At 48.2% G+C, this 16,332-nt stretch carries 20 protein-coding genes and 1 pseudogene; 12 read left to right on the forward strand and 9 right to left on the reverse strand.

Annotation, left to right across the window (positions count from 1 at the left end; all coding sequences use genetic code 11):
* Nucleotides 1-179: 179 nt before the first annotated feature.
* From D5E69_RS04330 to D5E69_RS04340, 3 genes are all read right to left on the reverse strand, one after another.
* On the reverse strand, nucleotides 180-512 hold the full coding sequence (locus D5E69_RS04330) for a hypothetical protein (protein ID WP_048005527.1): 333 nt from the start codon (nucleotides 510-512) through the stop codon (nucleotides 180-182).
* 31 nt (nucleotides 513-543) lie between these two features.
* Complete coding sequence (locus tag D5E69_RS04335; protein WP_156184502.1) at nucleotides 544-1,719, reverse strand: hypothetical protein; 1,176 nt, start codon at nucleotides 1,717-1,719, stop codon at nucleotides 544-546.
* 196 nt (nucleotides 1,720-1,915) lie between these two features.
* Nucleotides 1,916-2,857, reverse strand: coding sequence for a helix-turn-helix transcriptional regulator (locus tag D5E69_RS04340; RefSeq protein ID WP_231888700.1), 942 nt, complete (start codon nucleotides 2,855-2,857; stop codon nucleotides 1,916-1,918).
* Between the two features lie 120 nt (nucleotides 2,858-2,977).
* Between D5E69_RS04340 and D5E69_RS04345 the strand changes: the two genes are divergently transcribed.
* The 3 genes from D5E69_RS04345 to D5E69_RS04355 all read left to right on the forward strand — a co-directional run bounded on the left by D5E69_RS04345 (nucleotide 2,978) and on the right by D5E69_RS04355 (nucleotide 5,156).
* A complete protein-coding gene (locus D5E69_RS04345; RefSeq protein WP_159129262.1) occupies nucleotides 2,978-3,511 on the forward strand; it encodes a dihydrofolate reductase family protein in 534 nt (177 codons plus the stop codon).
* A 482-nt stretch (nucleotides 3,512-3,993) separates the two neighbouring features.
* Nucleotides 3,994-4,479, forward strand: coding sequence for an RNA polymerase sigma factor (locus D5E69_RS04350; RefSeq protein WP_159129263.1), 486 nt, complete (start codon nucleotides 3,994-3,996; stop codon nucleotides 4,477-4,479).
* Entirely contained in the window at nucleotides 4,476-5,156 is a 681-nt protein-coding gene (locus D5E69_RS04355) for a zf-HC2 domain-containing protein (protein ID WP_159129264.1), read from the forward strand. The genes D5E69_RS04350 and D5E69_RS04355 overlap by 4 nt, the downstream gene beginning before the upstream one ends.
* A gap of 261 nt (nucleotides 5,157-5,417) precedes the next feature.
* On the opposite strand, the gene D5E69_RS04360 is transcribed toward D5E69_RS04355, so the two are convergent.
* From D5E69_RS04360 to D5E69_RS04370, 3 genes are all read right to left on the reverse strand, one after another.
* Nucleotides 5,418-5,912: a DinB family protein gene (locus D5E69_RS04360; protein WP_159129265.1), complete on the reverse strand. Its 495-nt coding sequence runs from the start codon at nucleotides 5,910-5,912 to the stop codon at nucleotides 5,418-5,420.
* Between the two features lie 102 nt (nucleotides 5,913-6,014).
* Entirely contained in the window at nucleotides 6,015-6,290 is a 276-nt protein-coding gene (locus tag D5E69_RS04365) for a hypothetical protein (protein WP_048005519.1), read from the reverse strand.
* A 13-nt stretch (nucleotides 6,291-6,303) separates the two neighbouring features.
* The gene (locus D5E69_RS04370) at nucleotides 6,304-6,618 is read right to left on the reverse strand and encodes a 3-isopropylmalate dehydrogenase (protein WP_249931555.1); all 315 of its coding nucleotides are present in this window, start codon (nucleotides 6,616-6,618) and stop codon (nucleotides 6,304-6,306) included.
* A gap of 179 nt (nucleotides 6,619-6,797) precedes the next feature.
* Here D5E69_RS04370 and D5E69_RS04375 point away from each other — a divergent pair, with 179 nt between their 5' ends.
* Genes D5E69_RS04375 through D5E69_RS04385 form a run of 3 tightly spaced genes read left to right on the forward strand, consistent with a single transcriptional unit; the run spans nucleotide 6,798 to nucleotide 8,737 of the window.
* Nucleotides 6,798-7,370, forward strand: coding sequence for a bifunctional transcriptional activator/DNA repair enzyme AdaA (locus D5E69_RS04375; RefSeq protein WP_063190982.1), 573 nt, complete (start codon nucleotides 6,798-6,800; stop codon nucleotides 7,368-7,370).
* Complete coding sequence (locus tag D5E69_RS04380) at nucleotides 7,357-8,271, forward strand: DNA-3-methyladenine glycosylase family protein (RefSeq protein ID WP_159129266.1); 915 nt, start codon at nucleotides 7,357-7,359, stop codon at nucleotides 8,269-8,271. Before D5E69_RS04375 ends, D5E69_RS04380 begins: the two co-directional genes overlap by 14 nt.
* Nucleotides 8,225-8,737, forward strand: a complete 513-nt coding sequence (locus tag D5E69_RS04385; RefSeq protein WP_159129267.1) for a methylated-DNA--[protein]-cysteine S-methyltransferase — start codon at nucleotides 8,225-8,227, stop codon at nucleotides 8,735-8,737. Before D5E69_RS04380 ends, D5E69_RS04385 begins: the two co-directional genes overlap by 47 nt.
* A gap of 7 nt (nucleotides 8,738-8,744) precedes the next feature.
* Here D5E69_RS04385 and D5E69_RS04390 read toward each other — a convergent pair whose 3' ends face one another.
* Together D5E69_RS04390 and D5E69_RS04395 are read right to left on the reverse strand one after the other, a co-directional pair.
* Nucleotides 8,745-9,092 carry a hypothetical protein gene (locus D5E69_RS04390; protein WP_048013837.1) on the reverse strand — a complete coding sequence of 116 codons (348 nt, stop codon included), beginning with the start codon at nucleotides 9,090-9,092 and terminating at the stop codon, nucleotides 8,745-8,747.
* A gap of 169 nt (nucleotides 9,093-9,261) precedes the next feature.
* On the reverse strand, nucleotides 9,262-9,498 hold the full coding sequence (locus D5E69_RS04395) for a DUF3923 family protein (RefSeq protein WP_048013836.1): 237 nt from the start codon (nucleotides 9,496-9,498) through the stop codon (nucleotides 9,262-9,264).
* A 367-nt stretch (nucleotides 9,499-9,865) separates the two neighbouring features.
* On the opposite strand from D5E69_RS04395, the pseudogene D5E69_RS04400 reads away from it, so the two are divergent.
* Both D5E69_RS04400 and D5E69_RS04405 read left to right on the forward strand, forming a co-directional pair.
* Nucleotides 9,866-11,244, forward strand: a pseudogene (locus D5E69_RS04400) (amino acid permease).
* Between the two features lie 552 nt (nucleotides 11,245-11,796).
* Entirely contained in the window at nucleotides 11,797-12,669 is an 873-nt protein-coding gene (locus D5E69_RS04405; RefSeq protein ID WP_048013834.1) for an AraC family transcriptional regulator, read from the forward strand.
* A gap of 38 nt (nucleotides 12,670-12,707) precedes the next feature.
* On the opposite strand, the gene D5E69_RS04410 is transcribed toward D5E69_RS04405, so the two are convergent.
* The gene (locus tag D5E69_RS04410; RefSeq protein ID WP_159129268.1) at nucleotides 12,708-13,253 is read right to left on the reverse strand and encodes a DUF4865 family protein; all 546 of its coding nucleotides are present in this window, start codon (nucleotides 13,251-13,253) and stop codon (nucleotides 12,708-12,710) included.
* A gap of 119 nt (nucleotides 13,254-13,372) precedes the next feature.
* Here D5E69_RS04410 and D5E69_RS04415 point away from each other — a divergent pair, with 119 nt between their 5' ends.
* The 4 genes from D5E69_RS04415 to D5E69_RS04430 all read left to right on the forward strand — a co-directional run bounded on the left by D5E69_RS04415 (nucleotide 13,373) and on the right by D5E69_RS04430 (nucleotide 16,231).
* Nucleotides 13,373-14,164, forward strand: a complete 792-nt coding sequence (locus D5E69_RS04415) for a LysR family transcriptional regulator (protein WP_159129269.1) — start codon at nucleotides 13,373-13,375, stop codon at nucleotides 14,162-14,164.
* An 84-nt stretch (nucleotides 14,165-14,248) separates the two neighbouring features.
* Nucleotides 14,249-15,067 (forward strand): alpha/beta fold hydrolase, encoded by an 819-nt coding sequence (locus tag D5E69_RS04420; RefSeq protein ID WP_159129270.1) that lies wholly within the window; start codon nucleotides 14,249-14,251, stop codon nucleotides 15,065-15,067.
* A gap of 89 nt (nucleotides 15,068-15,156) precedes the next feature.
* Entirely contained in the window at nucleotides 15,157-15,336 is a 180-nt protein-coding gene (locus D5E69_RS04425; protein ID WP_159129271.1) for a hypothetical protein, read from the forward strand.
* 55 nt (nucleotides 15,337-15,391) lie between these two features.
* Nucleotides 15,392-16,231: a leucine-rich repeat domain-containing protein gene (locus tag D5E69_RS04430; protein ID WP_159129272.1), complete on the forward strand. Its 840-nt coding sequence runs from the start codon at nucleotides 15,392-15,394 to the stop codon at nucleotides 16,229-16,231.
* Nucleotides 16,232-16,332 lie beyond the last annotated feature (101 nt).

Below are 16,332 nucleotides of genomic sequence, written 5' to 3' on the forward strand. Positions count from 1 at the left end.
TAGCACAGAGGATGGGGCGGGGGGAAGGTGATTCAGCCGGTTCGGTGGCGTTATTTCAATGGAAGGGAACGTTTTAGCTAAGAGGTTTACTTTAACTGGTAGTATATCCAGTTGGGAGGGGATTATCTGCTAGGCAGGCACAAAAAAGACCCCGATGATGGGGCCGTTCATGACGTGGTTCAGCGGGTGACGATCTTTTTTTGACGCGTAATGATCTTCAGAAGCAACATGATCCACCAGACAACAAGGAACAAGTAGCCACTGCAGGCATACCAGGCCCAAAGAGCCCCTTGATGCAGTTCGTTCACCAAGTGTTGAAACTCATTGAGTTCATCAAATCGCCCGATGCTATTCAAGAGACCAACAATAGGAACCGTGATGGCCACCCAAATGGTGAGGAGGGACAATCGTTTTTCTTTTTGATTGAAAACGTTGTAGATCGCAATCCCGATGGTGACGGCCAAAAATAGATAATAGGCGATCCAAAACCAGGGTGGAAGGGTGTTCGCCATGTGACATTCCTCCTTAATGGACTCTTGAAGCTTACTTCATCTTATACGTATGGAAGGTGATGGATTCACCCGGGCTTTCTTCCTTCAACACGGCAAAACAGAGAGTATCGTTGAAGTATATGGGCTTTGTTGCCGTGTGGCCAAACCCATCGCGCCTCAATGCAAGGGCCGTTCTGGTATCCAAATCGGCAAGATAAACGTTTTCTGTGCGATCTCTGAAGGCGACCGTGTGAGGATTCACGAAAACGGCGGCATCCGACGGGGTCCTCGAGGTTGTCTTGAACCTGTAGGTTTCTTCTTTTCCACTGTCTACAATGGTTAATCCCTCGTCAGATGTATAGGCAAAACGATCATCCGCTCCATCAAAACTCAGGATTTCCTCATCTGTGAGGAGGGTGTGCTCCTCATCGTCTGCCACCCGTTCCAGGGTGAGCCTCCTTTCACCGTCCTTGGAGATGGCTTTATGGAGAAGCAGGCTATTTCCTGTCCTTTTCTGCTCCAGGATATAGTCTCCGTCCGGACTTCCGGTTTCGTTTAATTCAGTCGTTACGAGTGTACTCTTCTCACCGGTTTTCTCATCATAGCTGATCACCTGGGAAATCACGCGGTCATCCTTCACTTCGTATTGGATCCAGTTCAGGGCCTGGTCATTGGTCGTCAGGATAGGCGTGGGGTTTTCATTTGTACTCTCTCCTTCGTGAATCGTCTGGACCTTCCCGGTATCAAGGTCCAATGCGTGGATCGTCCAGCTGACATCGGACGTGCGCCTTGTATCATACTCGGTCCAATACAGCGTTTGATCGATTCCGACGAGAGAATCAATACCTTCCGTTGCTTCATATAGAACCTCGCATGTCTCGCTTGATCGGGAAAAGGCAATGATCTGATCAATCGGCTGCTCGCTGCTTGAGTCATGCACATAGAAGATGGACTGGTCCGTAATATAGGAAGGTGCGACTAATCCCTTTGGACACGAAGAATGGGTAAGATGATAGGAGTCAGGTGCTAGATGGTCGATGGAATCCTTTGAAATGGAAAGAAGGTGCTCGCTCTTGGTGGCTGGATTCTCGTTCGTTGAAACAGGGGAGATACCGGAAGTGTCTGGCGGATTGCGGGTTTCTCCGAGGGATTCTCTCTTTACCTCCTCTTTGTGGCTGCATCCGACTAGCAGGAAGAGCGCACTGGCTATTATCAGTATGTATTTCATATTTTCCCCTTTCCGCTGCATGGTGCTTCTTTTGATACAATTGTTTCTATAAGTGTAATTAATTGGGTTGTAGTGGTCAATATGTTTTGCAGTTTCTTTGCCATGGGAGTTGTTTTTCAGAGGAAATGAGCGATGCTTGCTGGTCTGTATAGATGAACGGATCGCCCGGGCGAGAGGCGATCCTTTTTAATCAGGATCAGGATTCGTTTTGGTAAAACGTAATGACTGCCTGTGCTGCCGCCAGTACTTTTTCCTTCAGATGAGGGGATTCAACCCTGATTTGATCGGAGAAGCCAAGGATGAATTCAATGGCTTCCTGTTCATCATTGAACTGCAGGGTGGCGGGAATCCATCCGTCGTCCGTAGGTTGCTCTTTCTTCATTACTTTCACGAATTTGCCGGTGAAGGTGATCCTCCCGACGATCTGAGGGTGCAGCCACACATCCACCTCATAGGCGGGGAGATTCTTCACAAAGGAGGTCTTGGATTGTTCCCAGTAGTCCGGTAGGTGAAAATGAGGGGGCCGCTCGAATGTCTCCTCTTCCAGGCTCGCTTGCCCAATCCGGGAGACCCGATAATTCCGGATTTCTCCGTCCCGGGTAGCCACCAGATACCATGTTCCCCCTTTTGCCACAAGCCCCAGTGGTTCCACGATCCGCTCCTTCATGTCCCCTACTGTGCGTCCGTAGCGGATGAACAATTTTTTATTTTCCCAGAGTGCCTGCTTCACGACGGCGAGGGCATGGGCTTTCTCACTGGAAGGTTTCCATGTGCCGGAATCGATATGGATCTTCTCCCACATGGCCTGCGCCTCGTCCCGGTAGGTGTCAGGGATCGCCCCGAACAGCTTCTGCCGCGTATCGAGGGAGTAATGAAGGCCGAGATCTTCAAGGAGTTCCTTGGACGGGGACAGGAAAAGCGAGGTCATGTCGGCGCTGGTCAATCCGCTCAGGCGGTTGCGGAAGTGATCCATCAGGCGCCATCCCCCATCCTTGCCGCGTTCGGATACGACCGGGATCCCCGCATGCGTCAGGGCATCCATGTCCCGGAGGATCGTCCGCTCCGACACCTCCAGCTCATCCGCCAGTTCCTTCGCCGTCATCTTGCCCCGGTTCTGTAATAGGATCATGATGTTCATCAATCGGTCCGCTCTCATACCATCCGCCCCTTTGGTTAAACTAGTCAGTATTAATATGACAAAGGATGTCATGTTTTAATCGTATACTGAATGTATTGATAGGAAAAGGAGGAAGATAAAATGCATCAGGATCGTAAAGTGGTTGTATTCATCGCATGCAGTCTCGATGGATATATTGCGACGAAGGATGAGTCATTGGAGTGGCTTTTCCAGGTGGAGGGCGAAGGGGACAATGGGTTTTCCGCTTTCTACGACACCGTTGATACAGTAGTGATGGGAAAGAAGACGTATGATTGGGTGATGAATCAGGAGATGGGAGCATTCCCGTATGAAGGGAAAGAATGTGTGGTGTTCTCCCGTTCCTCTTGGGAGGATACGGAACATGTGAGCTATCGGAATGGTGATGTCCGGTCGTTTGTAGAGGAACAAAAAGGGCGAAGCGGCAAGAATATCTGGGTCGTTGGTGGAGGGGAACTGCTGCACGCGTTCATCCAGGAAGGATTGGTGGATGAGTTCATCATCACCGTTGCGCCGGTGATCATCGGGAATGGGATTCCACTGTTTAGGGAAGGTGACCACGGACTGGATCTTAAACTGAAGGGGACGCAGTCGTTCAATCAGTTTGTGGAATTGCATTATGAGGTGAAGAGGTAGAGGGTGTTGAGGCAGCTCACGGGGTGGGCTGTTTTTTTTGTGCGTGGGGATTATGGTGCTTCTATACTTTGGGTGGGATGTGAGGTTTAATAAAGAAGCGAGTCGGAAGTAATGCGAGAGAGTTGGTAATAAGAGATTGAACTTGATGATAAAGGCTTGGAGTTGAAAATAAATAGGGGAAGTTGGAAGAAGAAAATGTTCCAAAATCCAAAGTTGGAAATAAATTTCGAAAAGTTGGAAGTAAAATCTCGAAAGTTGATAATAAATTTGAAAAAGTCGGTAGAAAAGGAGAGTAGGAAAGTTGGAGTACGATGTATCTGGGCTATTTTTGGCATCGTTTGGTCGTATTTCATGTGAAACGGCGTCCACTCCCCTACATACTAAGTAGATTGTGATGATAATTGGATTAAAATCAAAAAAATCATCTAACTCTGTAACGAATCCACCCCAACCAGGTCATACATCAGAAGGGAGGCAGCCGGGTGACAGAATTTGAGAAGATCTACGATCAGCATTTCAGGGAAGTGTATGCATTCATCCTATCCATGAGCCGCAATGAGAAGCTGGCCGAAGAGATCACGCAGGAGACTTTTTTCAAGGCGCTGAAAGCGATCGATGGCTTTAAGGGGCAGTGCAAGATGAGTGTGTGGCTGTGCCAGATCGCGAAGAATACATACTTTACCCATTTATCAAAGCAGAAGCGATTGGTGCCGGAAGAAGCGGTCGAATCCAGTGGGGACGCGGTCATGGAGCGGCTCATGGAGAACCGGGAAGAGGCGATGCGGGTCCATCAGGTGCTGCACTCCCTTCAAGATCCGTACAAGGAAGTGTTCACCCTGCGGATTTTCGGGGAGCTTTCCTTCCGGGACATCAGCGGGCTGTTCGGTAAGACGGAAAGCTGGGCCAGGGTGACGTATTACCGGGCACGGCAAAAAATTCAGGATCGTTTGGAGGAGGAAGACGTATGAGGGAGGTACCATGTCGGGTCATCGAAGACCTGCTGCCCCTATATCATGATGACGTGTGCAGTGAGGAAAGCCGGTCCCTAGTGGAGGGACATCTTAGTCAATGTGAAGCGTGCAGGAATGAGCTTCAGCGGATGCGTGCCGGCCTGCCGGTGGAGGAGAAGGTGACGGTTGACCGGAATAGTGATGACCGGGTGATGAAGGGGATTGCGTCCTCTTGGAAGAAGGGGAAGAAGCGGTCGTTTTGGAAGGGGATGCTTGTGACGTCTGCCGTTGCAGCCTGCCTCGTCCTTGCTTATGTAGGGCTGTTCCAGTGGAATGTGGTCAATGTCGGGACCGAGAACGCGGAAATCAGTAAAGTGAGTCAGGCGGATGGGAAGGTCTTTTTTCATCTGAATGTAGACGATGGGTACAAGATTTCAACGTTGAAGTATGATGTGAACAGTAACGGGGATTTCTATGTCACGGGGAAGCGTCAGGTGATCAAGGAAGAAGCCTCCCGTCCAAGTGCCCTTGAAAACGCTGATGAATTCGTCGATCTTTCTGAGCAGGAAGAAATCCGTGGAGAGAAAATCGAGGCGATCTACTTCGGAACCCCTGATGACCGCAAGCTGATCTGGAAAGAAGGCATGGACGTGCCAGAAACCGATCAGAGTGTGCTCGAACGGTTTGGGTTGTAAATGGAATTAGACTAAGGCTGATGATGACCGTGGATGGTCCTTTATTGGTATCGGTTTGTCTTCTGCTCATCGGTATAACAAGGGTATCCTTGATGCTTTTCTTCAACTTGAGAAGAGAAAAGGCGGGAAAGTAAACATAAATCAATGTGAAAAAAACAAGCGTTTTTCATAAGGTCTTCCGGATTGATCGTTGGAAGCCTATTTATATAAACTCGTCAAATGGACAAAAGAAGACTCGCCACCAGGCGAGTCTTCTTTCACTTATTTCCCTGCCCGCATCGCTTCCGACTCTTCCTTACTCGGTCCATACACGCCAGGAACCTGCAGTCCGGCCTGGCGCATGAGAACGGTCAGTTGGCCGCGGTGGTGGGCCTGATGCTGGATGAGCAGGCGAAGGACACCTTGGAACGGCATGTCCATGCCGAAGAGGCTGATCGGTTCGTTCAGCTTCTCATCGGACACTTGCTTTGACACGGCATCGCCGAGACGCATGCTCACGAGCTTATATGTCTCGGCAATCTCGCTGGCGGATGCCGGCGCAGCCTTTTGGAGGTCTGGCGCCTCGAAGGTGACCCCTACTTGGGCAAGGAAATAATACGCTGCGCCCGTTACGTGCCAAGCCACGCTACCGATAGTGTATAGGTCAGGCCCGGCTTCCTGTTTCAGTGACGCATCAGTGAGTGCATCGAACACTTTCTGAGTGGTAGCGGCTTCCTGGTTCCATTCACGTAGAAAATCATTGGTTGATGTGAACATGGTAGATCCCTCCTTTTGGATGTAAGACAGTTTCATTGTAGCATGAAGGAGGGAGGTTGTTCGTTAGTAAAATGGAAGGGTTTTCATTTAAAGGGTATACTTTTATGGCTGCTGAAATCCAAACAGCGCCACAAATACCAATAACAACGACAGGGATAGCCCGGCTGCATTCATCACGACCAAGCTGATTTTTAACTTGCCTTTAAGTCCCATCAGCGCAAAAACGAGTCCAGCCAGTGCCAGTGTGAACGGCAAGAAGAGGCTCACTTCCAGGACCGCTACATACAGTGGAAATCCCCACTTCGTCAATCCGGAGAGAATTGGAAAGATGGCCATGACGGAAAAAGCTCCTGAAAGAATGGAATAGGTTTTCTTCATGTGATTCCCCTCCTTAAGGAGTACGGTAGTTTCGGACGGCAGACGTGATGACGGCAATGACAAGGATGATCGCGCTGTTCACGAGCAGGAAGTACGCTACTTGAAGTCCATAAAAGACGGCAAAGGCATCGCGGATGACAATCAGTGCGGTAATCCCCCCGACACCGCCAAGCACGGGTGCCATGAGCAGGACTGTCAACGCAGCGGAATACAGGCTTTTCTTTTTGCGGAAGGTGATAAAGGCGAGAATGTTTCCCGCGGCAATCAAGCATCCCATCAGCATGTAGAAGAACAGGTCCATTTTCATCATTCCTCCCCTATGTGTCATGTATATGTGTGTAGTGCTGGTTTTTACTAATTTAAACATACACGCTCGTGGTTTAGTTATGATTCTAACAATTTATCCCAATAATCCATCAGACCATAACAGCAAGAATGAGGATGAAATGCCCTTCGGAGGATTGGTAAACTAGAAGCAACGAGAATGAAAGAAAGCGGTGAAGCAGGATGGAGACGGTGGTGAATCTGTCATTTGAAGAGATGTGGGAGAAGATCATGGCGTGCGACCGGACATATGACGGATTGTTCTTTACGGCAGTGAAGACGACGAAGATTTACTGCCGGCCCTCGTGCCGGTCGAGGAAGCCGAAGAAGGTGAACGTGGAGTTCTTCCAGGAGCGTGCGGAGGCGGAGCAGGCGGGGTATCGTGCCTGCAAGAGGTGTAAGCCCGAAGAGGAGCATTCGCCGAATATCGGTGTCGTCCGGGAAACCATTGCCTTCCTGGTCAACCACCACAAGCAGCCGTTGAAGCTGCAGGATATCGCTGACGGGGTGGGGCTGAGCAGCTATCACCTGGAGCGGGTGTTCAAGGAAGAAACCTCCCATACACCGCGGACGTATCTGGAGAAGGTCCGGATCGATAAGGCGGCGAACCTGCTGCGGGAGACCGGTTTGACGAATCTTCAGATCTGTTATGAAGTGGGGTTCCAGAGTCCGTCAAACTTTTATAAAGTGTTCAGTCGCATGAAGGGATGCTCACCGAGTGAGTATCGGAGGGGGCAGTTGGATGAAGTGGAGTAATCGTGGATCGTCGATTGAACTCAATCTGCCGCATCCTTTCAGCTTTGAGGAGTGCTTGAGGTTTTTGGCCAGATCGGACCAGGAAGTGCTTCACGAGGTAGGAGAGGGAGCGGTCATCAAGCTTCTGAAAGTTGATGGAGAGTTGATTCTCTGTAGGGTCACTTCCACCGGTGAAGCCTTGAATGTCGCGTTCCTGAACACGTCTCCGTCCACACATGCACGAGAGCTTGTGGCCGATTATATGGTGGAATGGTTTGATCTTGAACAGGACCTTTCCGGGTTCATGGAGATGGCTGGACGAGATCCCGTCTTAAAGCCTTTCGCGGAGTGCTATGAAGGCATGCGGATCCTCTGCATACCCGACCTGTTCGAGGCGCTTGTATGGGCGATCCTTGGTCAGCAGATCAACCTGAGGTTCGCTTATACGCTTAAAAAACGCTTTGTCGAGCGGTACGGAGAGAGTGTGACATTCAACGACAGCAATCATTGGCTGTTTCCTTCCTGCGAACGCGTGGCCACCCTCTCCATCGATGAACTGCGTGAGCTTCAGTTCACGAGGAGGAAGGCAGAGTACGTCCTCGATCTCGCAAAAGCCATGGAGAGAGGGGAACTCTCCAAAGAAGCGCTACTCCTTTTGGATTCATCAGCCATCCGGGAGAATCTGCTTGCCATACGCGGTGTCGGGGCATGGACGGCCGATTATGTGCGGATGAAATGCTTCCATGACAGCAGCGCGTTCCCCGTCGCCGATGTCGGCCTACACCTGGCCCTGAAGGAAGCCCTCGGCCTGGAACGAAAGCCGACAATCGAGGAAATCGAAGAACTCGCAATCAATTGGAAAGGGTGGGAAGCCTATGCTACGTTTTATCTCTGGCGATCATTGTACGGAGAAGGAGTATAAACTGGATATGGACACGCCCCTTGGGATCTTGGAAATCATCGGGACCAACGAGGCCGTGTCGTCGATCTTATTTGTGGAAAGGGAAGAGAGGGTGCATATGCGTGAGGACGATACGCCTGACGTACTGATCGACTGTCATGATCAGCTGGCTGAGTATTTCAACGGCAGCCGGCGGACGTTCTCGTTTCCCGTCCATGTGAAGGGGACCGATTTCCAGAAGCGCGTCTGGGAAGGACTGCTCGACCTGGCGTACGGAGAAATGGGTTCGTATAAAGACCTCGCCGTATCGATCGGCAATGAAAAAGCAATCCGTGCCGTCGGCAGTGCCAACGGGAAGAACAAGCTCAGCATCGTCATCCCGTGCCATCGTATCATCGGGTCAAATGGGACGATGACCGGATATGCGGGAGGCGTGTGGAGGAAAGAGTGGCTGCTGCGGCATGAGGGAAAACATGAAAACAGCTGAAAACCGTTCAGGTCTTCAGCTGCTTGGACGATGTACGAGGCTCATGGTACAAGGTTCGATAGGTGGTGCTTAACAGCATAAACACACTGATGAAGAGAAGGATGGTCTGCCAGGCATCAATACGATCCTGATCAACCTGATTCGCGATGACCATCATGGCCAGGATGATGATGGAATAGACAAGATACACGCCTTTCTTTATTCGTTTCCTCTGCAGCAAGATCACGACTTCCGATACGGCAAAAAGGCATGCCATCATCCGTGTGTAGAAAAAGGGATCGTAATAGAAGAGACTGATGGCAAAACCAAGTGCGGCAACCGCGTTGAGGATGATGGTCCAACCGGTGTCTGTCATGAGTTTCGCACTCCTTTCTTGTGATGTGTCCCCATCTTATCATAGATCGGTACCTTATTTTAGGAGATTTTTTATTTCCACCAGTGAAACAAACGAATAAAAGTTCTATGTGCAACCGACTCTTTACATAATGAAACAGAACTCCCTGTGTGAAGGAAGTTCTGTTTTCTTATATCACCGTTTTCTTCCGGTTCATCACCACGTTCACCACAAGCCAAACGCCTTGAATGATGGCCGGGAAAAGGAACGCAGCCGCAAGGATCAGAAACGCCACCAACTTCGCTTCCGGAGACTGCACAATCCCTGCCCCGTCCACATCCCGCAGCCAGATGAACGCCGAGATCACACCGAACAGGATCACCCAGAACAGGTTGGTCAGCCACCAGAAAGCCCACATTTTCTTCATGTTCTCACTCCATTTCAACACTCGATTCTATCCCTTATTCTACCGTGTAAAACGTTTCCTTTTGATGGACCACGGCTTTATTTTCACGTAAGGCTTAAGACGTAGGGAGGGGGATGATTGTATGGACAAAGACGGATACTAAAGGAGCCTTCCATTTCAATTATATGAACAAGGATCTAGTCAGAAATTATACTGAAATAAGGAATCCTGATATTTCCATGGACGTTCGTTTGTCAATAGTCCTCACGGATGATTGTTTTTCCTGAAAACACAATTGTTTTCACATAGGAAACATATTATAATGAAAAACAATTAAGCTTCACGTTCTACGACATCAGAGCGAATAATCGTAAAAGAGGGGAACAGCATGGCTAACAAAGAGTTGCATCGAGGCCTGGAAGCACGTCACATTCAGATGATTGCTTTGGGCGGTACGATTGGCGTCGGATTATTTATGGGATCGGCAAGTACGATCCAGTGGACGGGCCCGTCTGTCCTGCTGGCGTATGCGATTGCCGGGATTTTCATCTTCTTCATCATGCGTGCCATGGGGGAAATGCTGTACGTCGAGCCGAGCACCGGTTCGTTCGCGACCTTCGGGCATAAATATATCCATCCACTTGCCGGGTACATGACGGCGTGGAGCAACTGGTTCCAGTGGGTCATCGTCGGGATGGCCGAAATCGTCGCAGTGGGGCGTACATGCAGTACTGGTTCCCGGACCTGCCGGCGTGGATACCGGGGATTGTGGCCATGGCCATCCTCGGCGCGGCGAATCTGATTTCCGTGAAATCCTTCGGGGAATTCGAATTTTGGTTTGCACTCATTAAAATCATCACCATCGTCCTGATGATTTTCGCCGGGATCGGCCTGATCTTCTTCGGTCTCGGAAACGGGGGAGACGCCATCGGGCTCTCGAACCTGTGGGTAAACGGCGGCTTCTTCGCCGGAGGATGGTCGGGCTTCTTCTTCGCCCTCTCCCTAGTGGTGGCGGCCTACCAAGGGGTGGAATTGATCGGGATCACGGCCGGAGAGGCACGCGATCCGAAGAACACCCTGACGAAAGCGATCCAGAGCATCATCTGGCGGATCCTGATTTTCTATATCGGGGCGATCTTTGTCATCGTCACCGTGTATCCGTGGAATGAACTGAATTCCATCGGAAGCCCGTTCGTCGCGACATTCGCCAAAGTCGGGATCACGGCAGCGGCCGGTGTCATCAACTTCGTTGTCATCACCGCGGCCATGTCCGGCTGCAACAGCGGGATCTACAGCGCAGGGCGCATGCTCTACACACTCGGGGTGAATGGACAAGCACCGAAATCCTTCACAATGCTGTCCCGTAATGGTGTACCACTACTCGGGACGATCGGAGTCATGATCGGACTCGGAATCGGAGTCATCCTGAGCTACATCGCACCGGAGAACCTTTTTGTGTACGTATACAGTTCAAGCGTCCTCCCGGGAATGGTCCCGTGGTTCGTCATCCTGATCAGCCAGATCCGCTTCCGGAAGATGAAGGGATCAGAACTCGACGATCACCCGTTCAAAATGCCGTTTGCACCGGTTACGAACTATCTGACCCTTGCCTTCCTGATCGCCGTCCTCGTCGGCATGTGGTTCAATGACGATACGCGCATGTCGCTCATCGTGGGGATCGTATTCCTCGCGCTGGTGACCATCAGTTACTTTGCGTTTGGGATCGGGAAGAAGGTTCCGTTGGAGGAGAAGGAATTGGATCAATAGAAAAGAATTGAGAGGCATCCGATGGTTGGATGCCTCTTTTTTAACCTTGGGGAAGCGTACGCTGTTTTATAGGTAATGTACTGAATGTCTTTCGTGTTGCTCGTTTCATAGCGTGACACCTCTGGAATGAGATTGGTTGGGTGGAATCTGACGGATTGTTCAGGGAGATGTAGGGTTCCTAGAAGATTGATGATAGTGAAAGAATAAATAAAGAGAGCAGAGAGCCAATGTGAAACTGTTGGTATTGAATGTGGAGAATCGAATCAAACTGTACAGGACAGAAACGGTGCCGAACAGACAGGCCACTACGGTAAGCCTCAACAGGAAGATTCGTTTGGAAGGGGACGGTTTATACATGGACAAGACTCCTCTCGCACTGAGTGAACAATGTAACGTATGTTCATCTTATCTCGTAAATATAAATTCATCCATAAATGTAATTTTAAAGAAAACTCTTGCGTTACGGAGGGGCTGACCCTGCATAACCGTGCATGAAAAGTCGGATGAAGGCATGCTGACCCTGATAATGTATAGGAAGAGGAGGTCATGAAGATGGATTCGCTAAAACAAATGAACCAGGCACTGACGTATATCGAGGAGAACCTGGCCCAGGAAATCGATTATAAGGAAGTGGCCAAGCGGGCGTTATGCTCAGAGTATCACTTCAAGCGGATGTTCTCGTTCCTGGCAGGCGTAACATTGTCAGAGTACATTCGTCGGAGGCGCTTGACTCTTGCTGCGTTTGAACTGAAGGAGGACCGGGTGAAGGTGATCGATGTGGCGATGAAATATGGGTACCATTCACCTGATTCATTTGCCAGGGCCTTTCAGCAACTTCATGGAATCACGCCTTCAGAAGCCAGGAAGAGTGGGCTTTCACTAAAAGCGTACCCACCGATGACCTTCCAACTAGCCATTAAGGGAGGAAATGAAATGAACTATCGAATAGAAGAAAAAGGGGCATTTCGCATCGTTGGCCTGAAGGAACGCGTCCCCATCCAGTTCCACGGCGTGAACCCGAAGATTGCGGCCATGTGGGAGCGTTTGACAGAAGACATGATCAAGGAATTGAAGGACCTGTCCGATGTGGAGCCAACGGGACTAATCAGTGCATCCGCCCGCTTTTCCGAAGAACGGATGGAGGAAAAGGGAGAGCTTGATCATATGATCGGGGTGGCCACATCGAAGGGATGCCCAGCCCGGTTTGCGGATCTTGAGGTACCGGCTTTGACATGGGCCGTGTTCGAATCCGTCGGTCCCTTTCCTGAAACACTTCAAGACGTGTGGGGACGGATATACTCCGAATGGTTCCCGTCATCCGGGTACGAACTGATGGAAGGACCGGAACTTTTGTGGAATGAAAGCAAGGATATGTCTTCACCGACGTATAGAAGTGAGATTTGGATTCCGGTGAGGAGAAAATAATGGAGGAAGGGAGATCCGTCACGGGTCTCCCTTCTTGATTATCTTGAAATATGTAAAATCTCATACACGGTCAGGTGATCTGACTCCTCAACAACCGGTTTCTTTTCATAAAAACGAAAATGACTGTAGCCCCACTTATCCGGATTATAGACCACTACATTTCCTAAGCATTCTCCGGATCCCTCCACGTCGGCGATCTCAAGAAGGGGGTGGCCCGCTAATGAAGCAGTCTCGGCAATACGGCCGGCGTATTCTACAACGTACTGACTGTTGGAAAAGTTCCGGTCTACGTCGAGTACCAGGGGAACACCGATCTGAATGTGCTGCCAGCCGAAGGAGTCCAGGATGTTGTCGTAATAACCATGGAATAGAAAGGTGTTCATTCCTTCATGGTTGTTCCACATATAGAATGGTGCGTAAGAATTATAGGTTTGACCGTTCTTCCCTGCCTCGGTGATTAAATAGGCTTTGAAGTCGAGTCCGTTGAAACCATCCGTCTTCATCCCGTTCTCTTGGACTCTGTTTCTGATGATCCCCATATCATAATCCTTCGGCAGGATGACTTTGTATTGCATGCCAATCATGTTCATCACTCTCTTTCAATGGAATAGATTCATGATAATCCTGCAGAGATTAGGTGTAAAATAGGTATAGATGATGCTGATCATCATGAAATCTGATAGCAGGAAAAGAGCTGAACGATATGGAAATCAATGACCTTATCATATTCAAAACAGTCGTAACAGAAGGATCAATCAGTAAGGCCGCGAACGTCTTGGGGTATGTGCAGCCTCACCTGACAGAACGGATTAAGCGATTGGAACAAGAACTGGATACACCGCTACTCAACCGATCGAATAAGGGCGTCACCACCCTTCCATCAGGAGATGTGCTGGTCGGCTACGCAAACAGGATCTTGAACCTGGTTGACGAAGCGAAACATGAAATCAAAAGGACCAACGCCCTTCCTTACCGCATCGCCACATCGCCATCGATTCTGTCCAGCTATGTCAGCAAACGGATAAGCGGGACGTTCATGAAGTACGAATTGACGATCGAGAACAGCAGCCAGCTGCATTCTTTATTAAGGAATCAAAAGGTGGACATGGTCATCACATATGGAACGTATGCCGATTCAGATTTCCAACAAGTGGGGAGCCATACGATTTCAATGGGATTACAGAAAGCGAAGGGTAAGACGGTCATGGATTTTTCGAAAGAATATTTCTTTGTCAGTCAGGACCAACAGTGCCCCTTCAGGAAGCGTACGATTGACTTTATGGAGGAGAATCACATCCCTATGGAGCAACTTCATCCTTTGGATTCTTTCTCACTGATTCAGGAATTCATCTCCGAGGGAAAAGGAATCGCCTTTCTACCTATCAAGGATGATCAATTAGAAAGAGTGGAAGATGTAGAGGTAGAAAGCCTGTCTGTTCACTTTTACACGATGCGTGAATCAGGGAGGGAGATCCCTGCTGACCTGTTGCCTTAAGGGTTTCCCACTTCATCGTTTCGTGCCTACACACGATATAATAGGTGATAACAGATTGATAGACTTAGAAAAGGAGACGATCACATGCCTTATTGTAAAGTACGCAAAGCAGACATCTATTATGAAGAAATAGGAGAAGGCACGCCCATCATCATGATCCACGGCTATTCACCTGATCATCGTTTAATGAAAGGGTGCATGGAGCCGGTATTCGACAAACGGGATGGGTGGAGGCGGATCTACATAGACCTTCCAGGAATGGGCTCGACGGATAACTATGACGGGATTAAAAGTTCCGATGATATGTTGGAAGCGGTCCATGAGTTCATTCAGACGGTCATTCCTGATCAAAAGTACGCTATAGCGGGCGAATCGTACGGTGGTTATTTGACCAACGGCCTGATCCATAAGGATGAACATAACATCCTTGGTGCAGCTTTCATCTGTCCAGTGATAAAGCCCCATCATCAGGATCGGACCGTGCCGGAGCACGAGGTTTTGAAGATTGATGAGAATTTCATCAGCACACTGAGCCAGAATGAACTTGAAGACTTCAGGTGCAACAATGTAGTGCTGAATAAGTCGACGTGGGAGAGATACAACAACGAGATCATAAGTGGAATTCAGATGGCCGATCATGCCTTTTTGGATAAGGTCCAGGAGAATTATGGTTTTTCATTTGAGGTCGGTCAATCGGTCTTTGCCAAACCAAGTTTGTTCCTCCTCGGGAAACAAGACGCGACGGTGGGGTATAAAGATGCTCTAGAATTACAAGGGGCATTTCCACGTGGAACATTTGCCGTAGTGGACCAGGCAGGGCATAACTTGCAGATTGAGCAGCCGGGGATTTTTAATGCTTTAGTGGAAGAATGGTTGGAGCGAATGGGAACAGGCATCTGTTAATAGGCAATAAAAAATGAAAAGACTTGACTTAAAGCAAGGTAAACATAAATTACCTAGATCTCGATAAGTGATTAATGGAGGGTGAAAGAGTGAGTAAAAAGAAAAACAAACCCATGCCAGGGCAGATATATGCAGCTGAATTACCCAATAAATATTGGTGCGCCCTTGGAGTAATTAGTGTCGTTGGAAATTCTTATTTGGTCTATACAACAGCGTATTATGATTTGGTCCCTCCTGAAATAGAGGATGCACGATTGTCTCATTTCTAATACAAAGGAGCGAGTTCTTATTCTCCTGCTATTAATTAAAGGAGGTTTGAGGGGAATGCCAATTAAGCGCTTAAGAAAAATACATGATGGCCGAATTATTGTTGAGGATAATAACTTATCTTATCACTTAGAATATATTAAAGAGAACGATGAAAAAAAGCTCCAGATCACCGACTATTATTTTAAAATGGATAATTTAGATTTTTTAAGAGAGTGTCCAGGGGTGGAGGAAATTTATGTTTCCAGTAGCTACATCACTGATATTGAAGGTTTATATGATATAAAATCCCTGAAAAAAATAAGTATTCATGTTCCTGGAATCTCACTTGATTTAACGCGTTTCCCTGATTTGGTAGATTTGGATATAGAGTGGAATAGTAAAATGAAAGGGTTATCATCTAGAACTAGACTAAAGGAATTAATGCTTTATAATTACAGACCCAAAAATAAAAATTTAATTGAATTGGAAGAAATGTTGGACTTAACATCATTAATAATAACTCTATCCAATATTACTTCTTTTGAAGGTTGTACCTCTCTAGGGAATCTTAAGCGTTTGGAATTGAATTATTGTAGAACAGCTTTGAATTTAGATGAATTATCTAGTCTAACACTTGAAGAGATTAGTATTGAAAACTGTAAGAAATTTCTCAACATGGACTCATTAAGTAAAATGAAAACCTTGAAGAAAATTATGTTGGAAGGGTGCGGAAAAATACCTAGTATACAATTCATATCTGATATGCCGTCACTATCCCATTTTGCTTTTGTTAAGACCGAAGTAGAAGATGGAAATTTAACGCCTCTTGAAAGACTTGATTATGCAGCTTTCGATGATAAGAAACATTATTCACATTCGTATTCTGATTTTACGAATCGAAATTCATATCATTAAAATGTTTCGGTATAAGGAATTTTGCGACCATCAACCAGCTAACCAACTATATAGTGCAGGAGATCCCCGAAGATTATCCCGTCATTGCAAACGGTGCTCTG

Origin of the sequence: Rossellomorea marisflavi (genome assembly GCF_009806575.1) — a bacterium.
GTDB classification, from domain to species: Bacteria; Bacillota; Bacilli; order Bacillales; family Bacillaceae_B; genus Rossellomorea; species Rossellomorea marisflavi_A.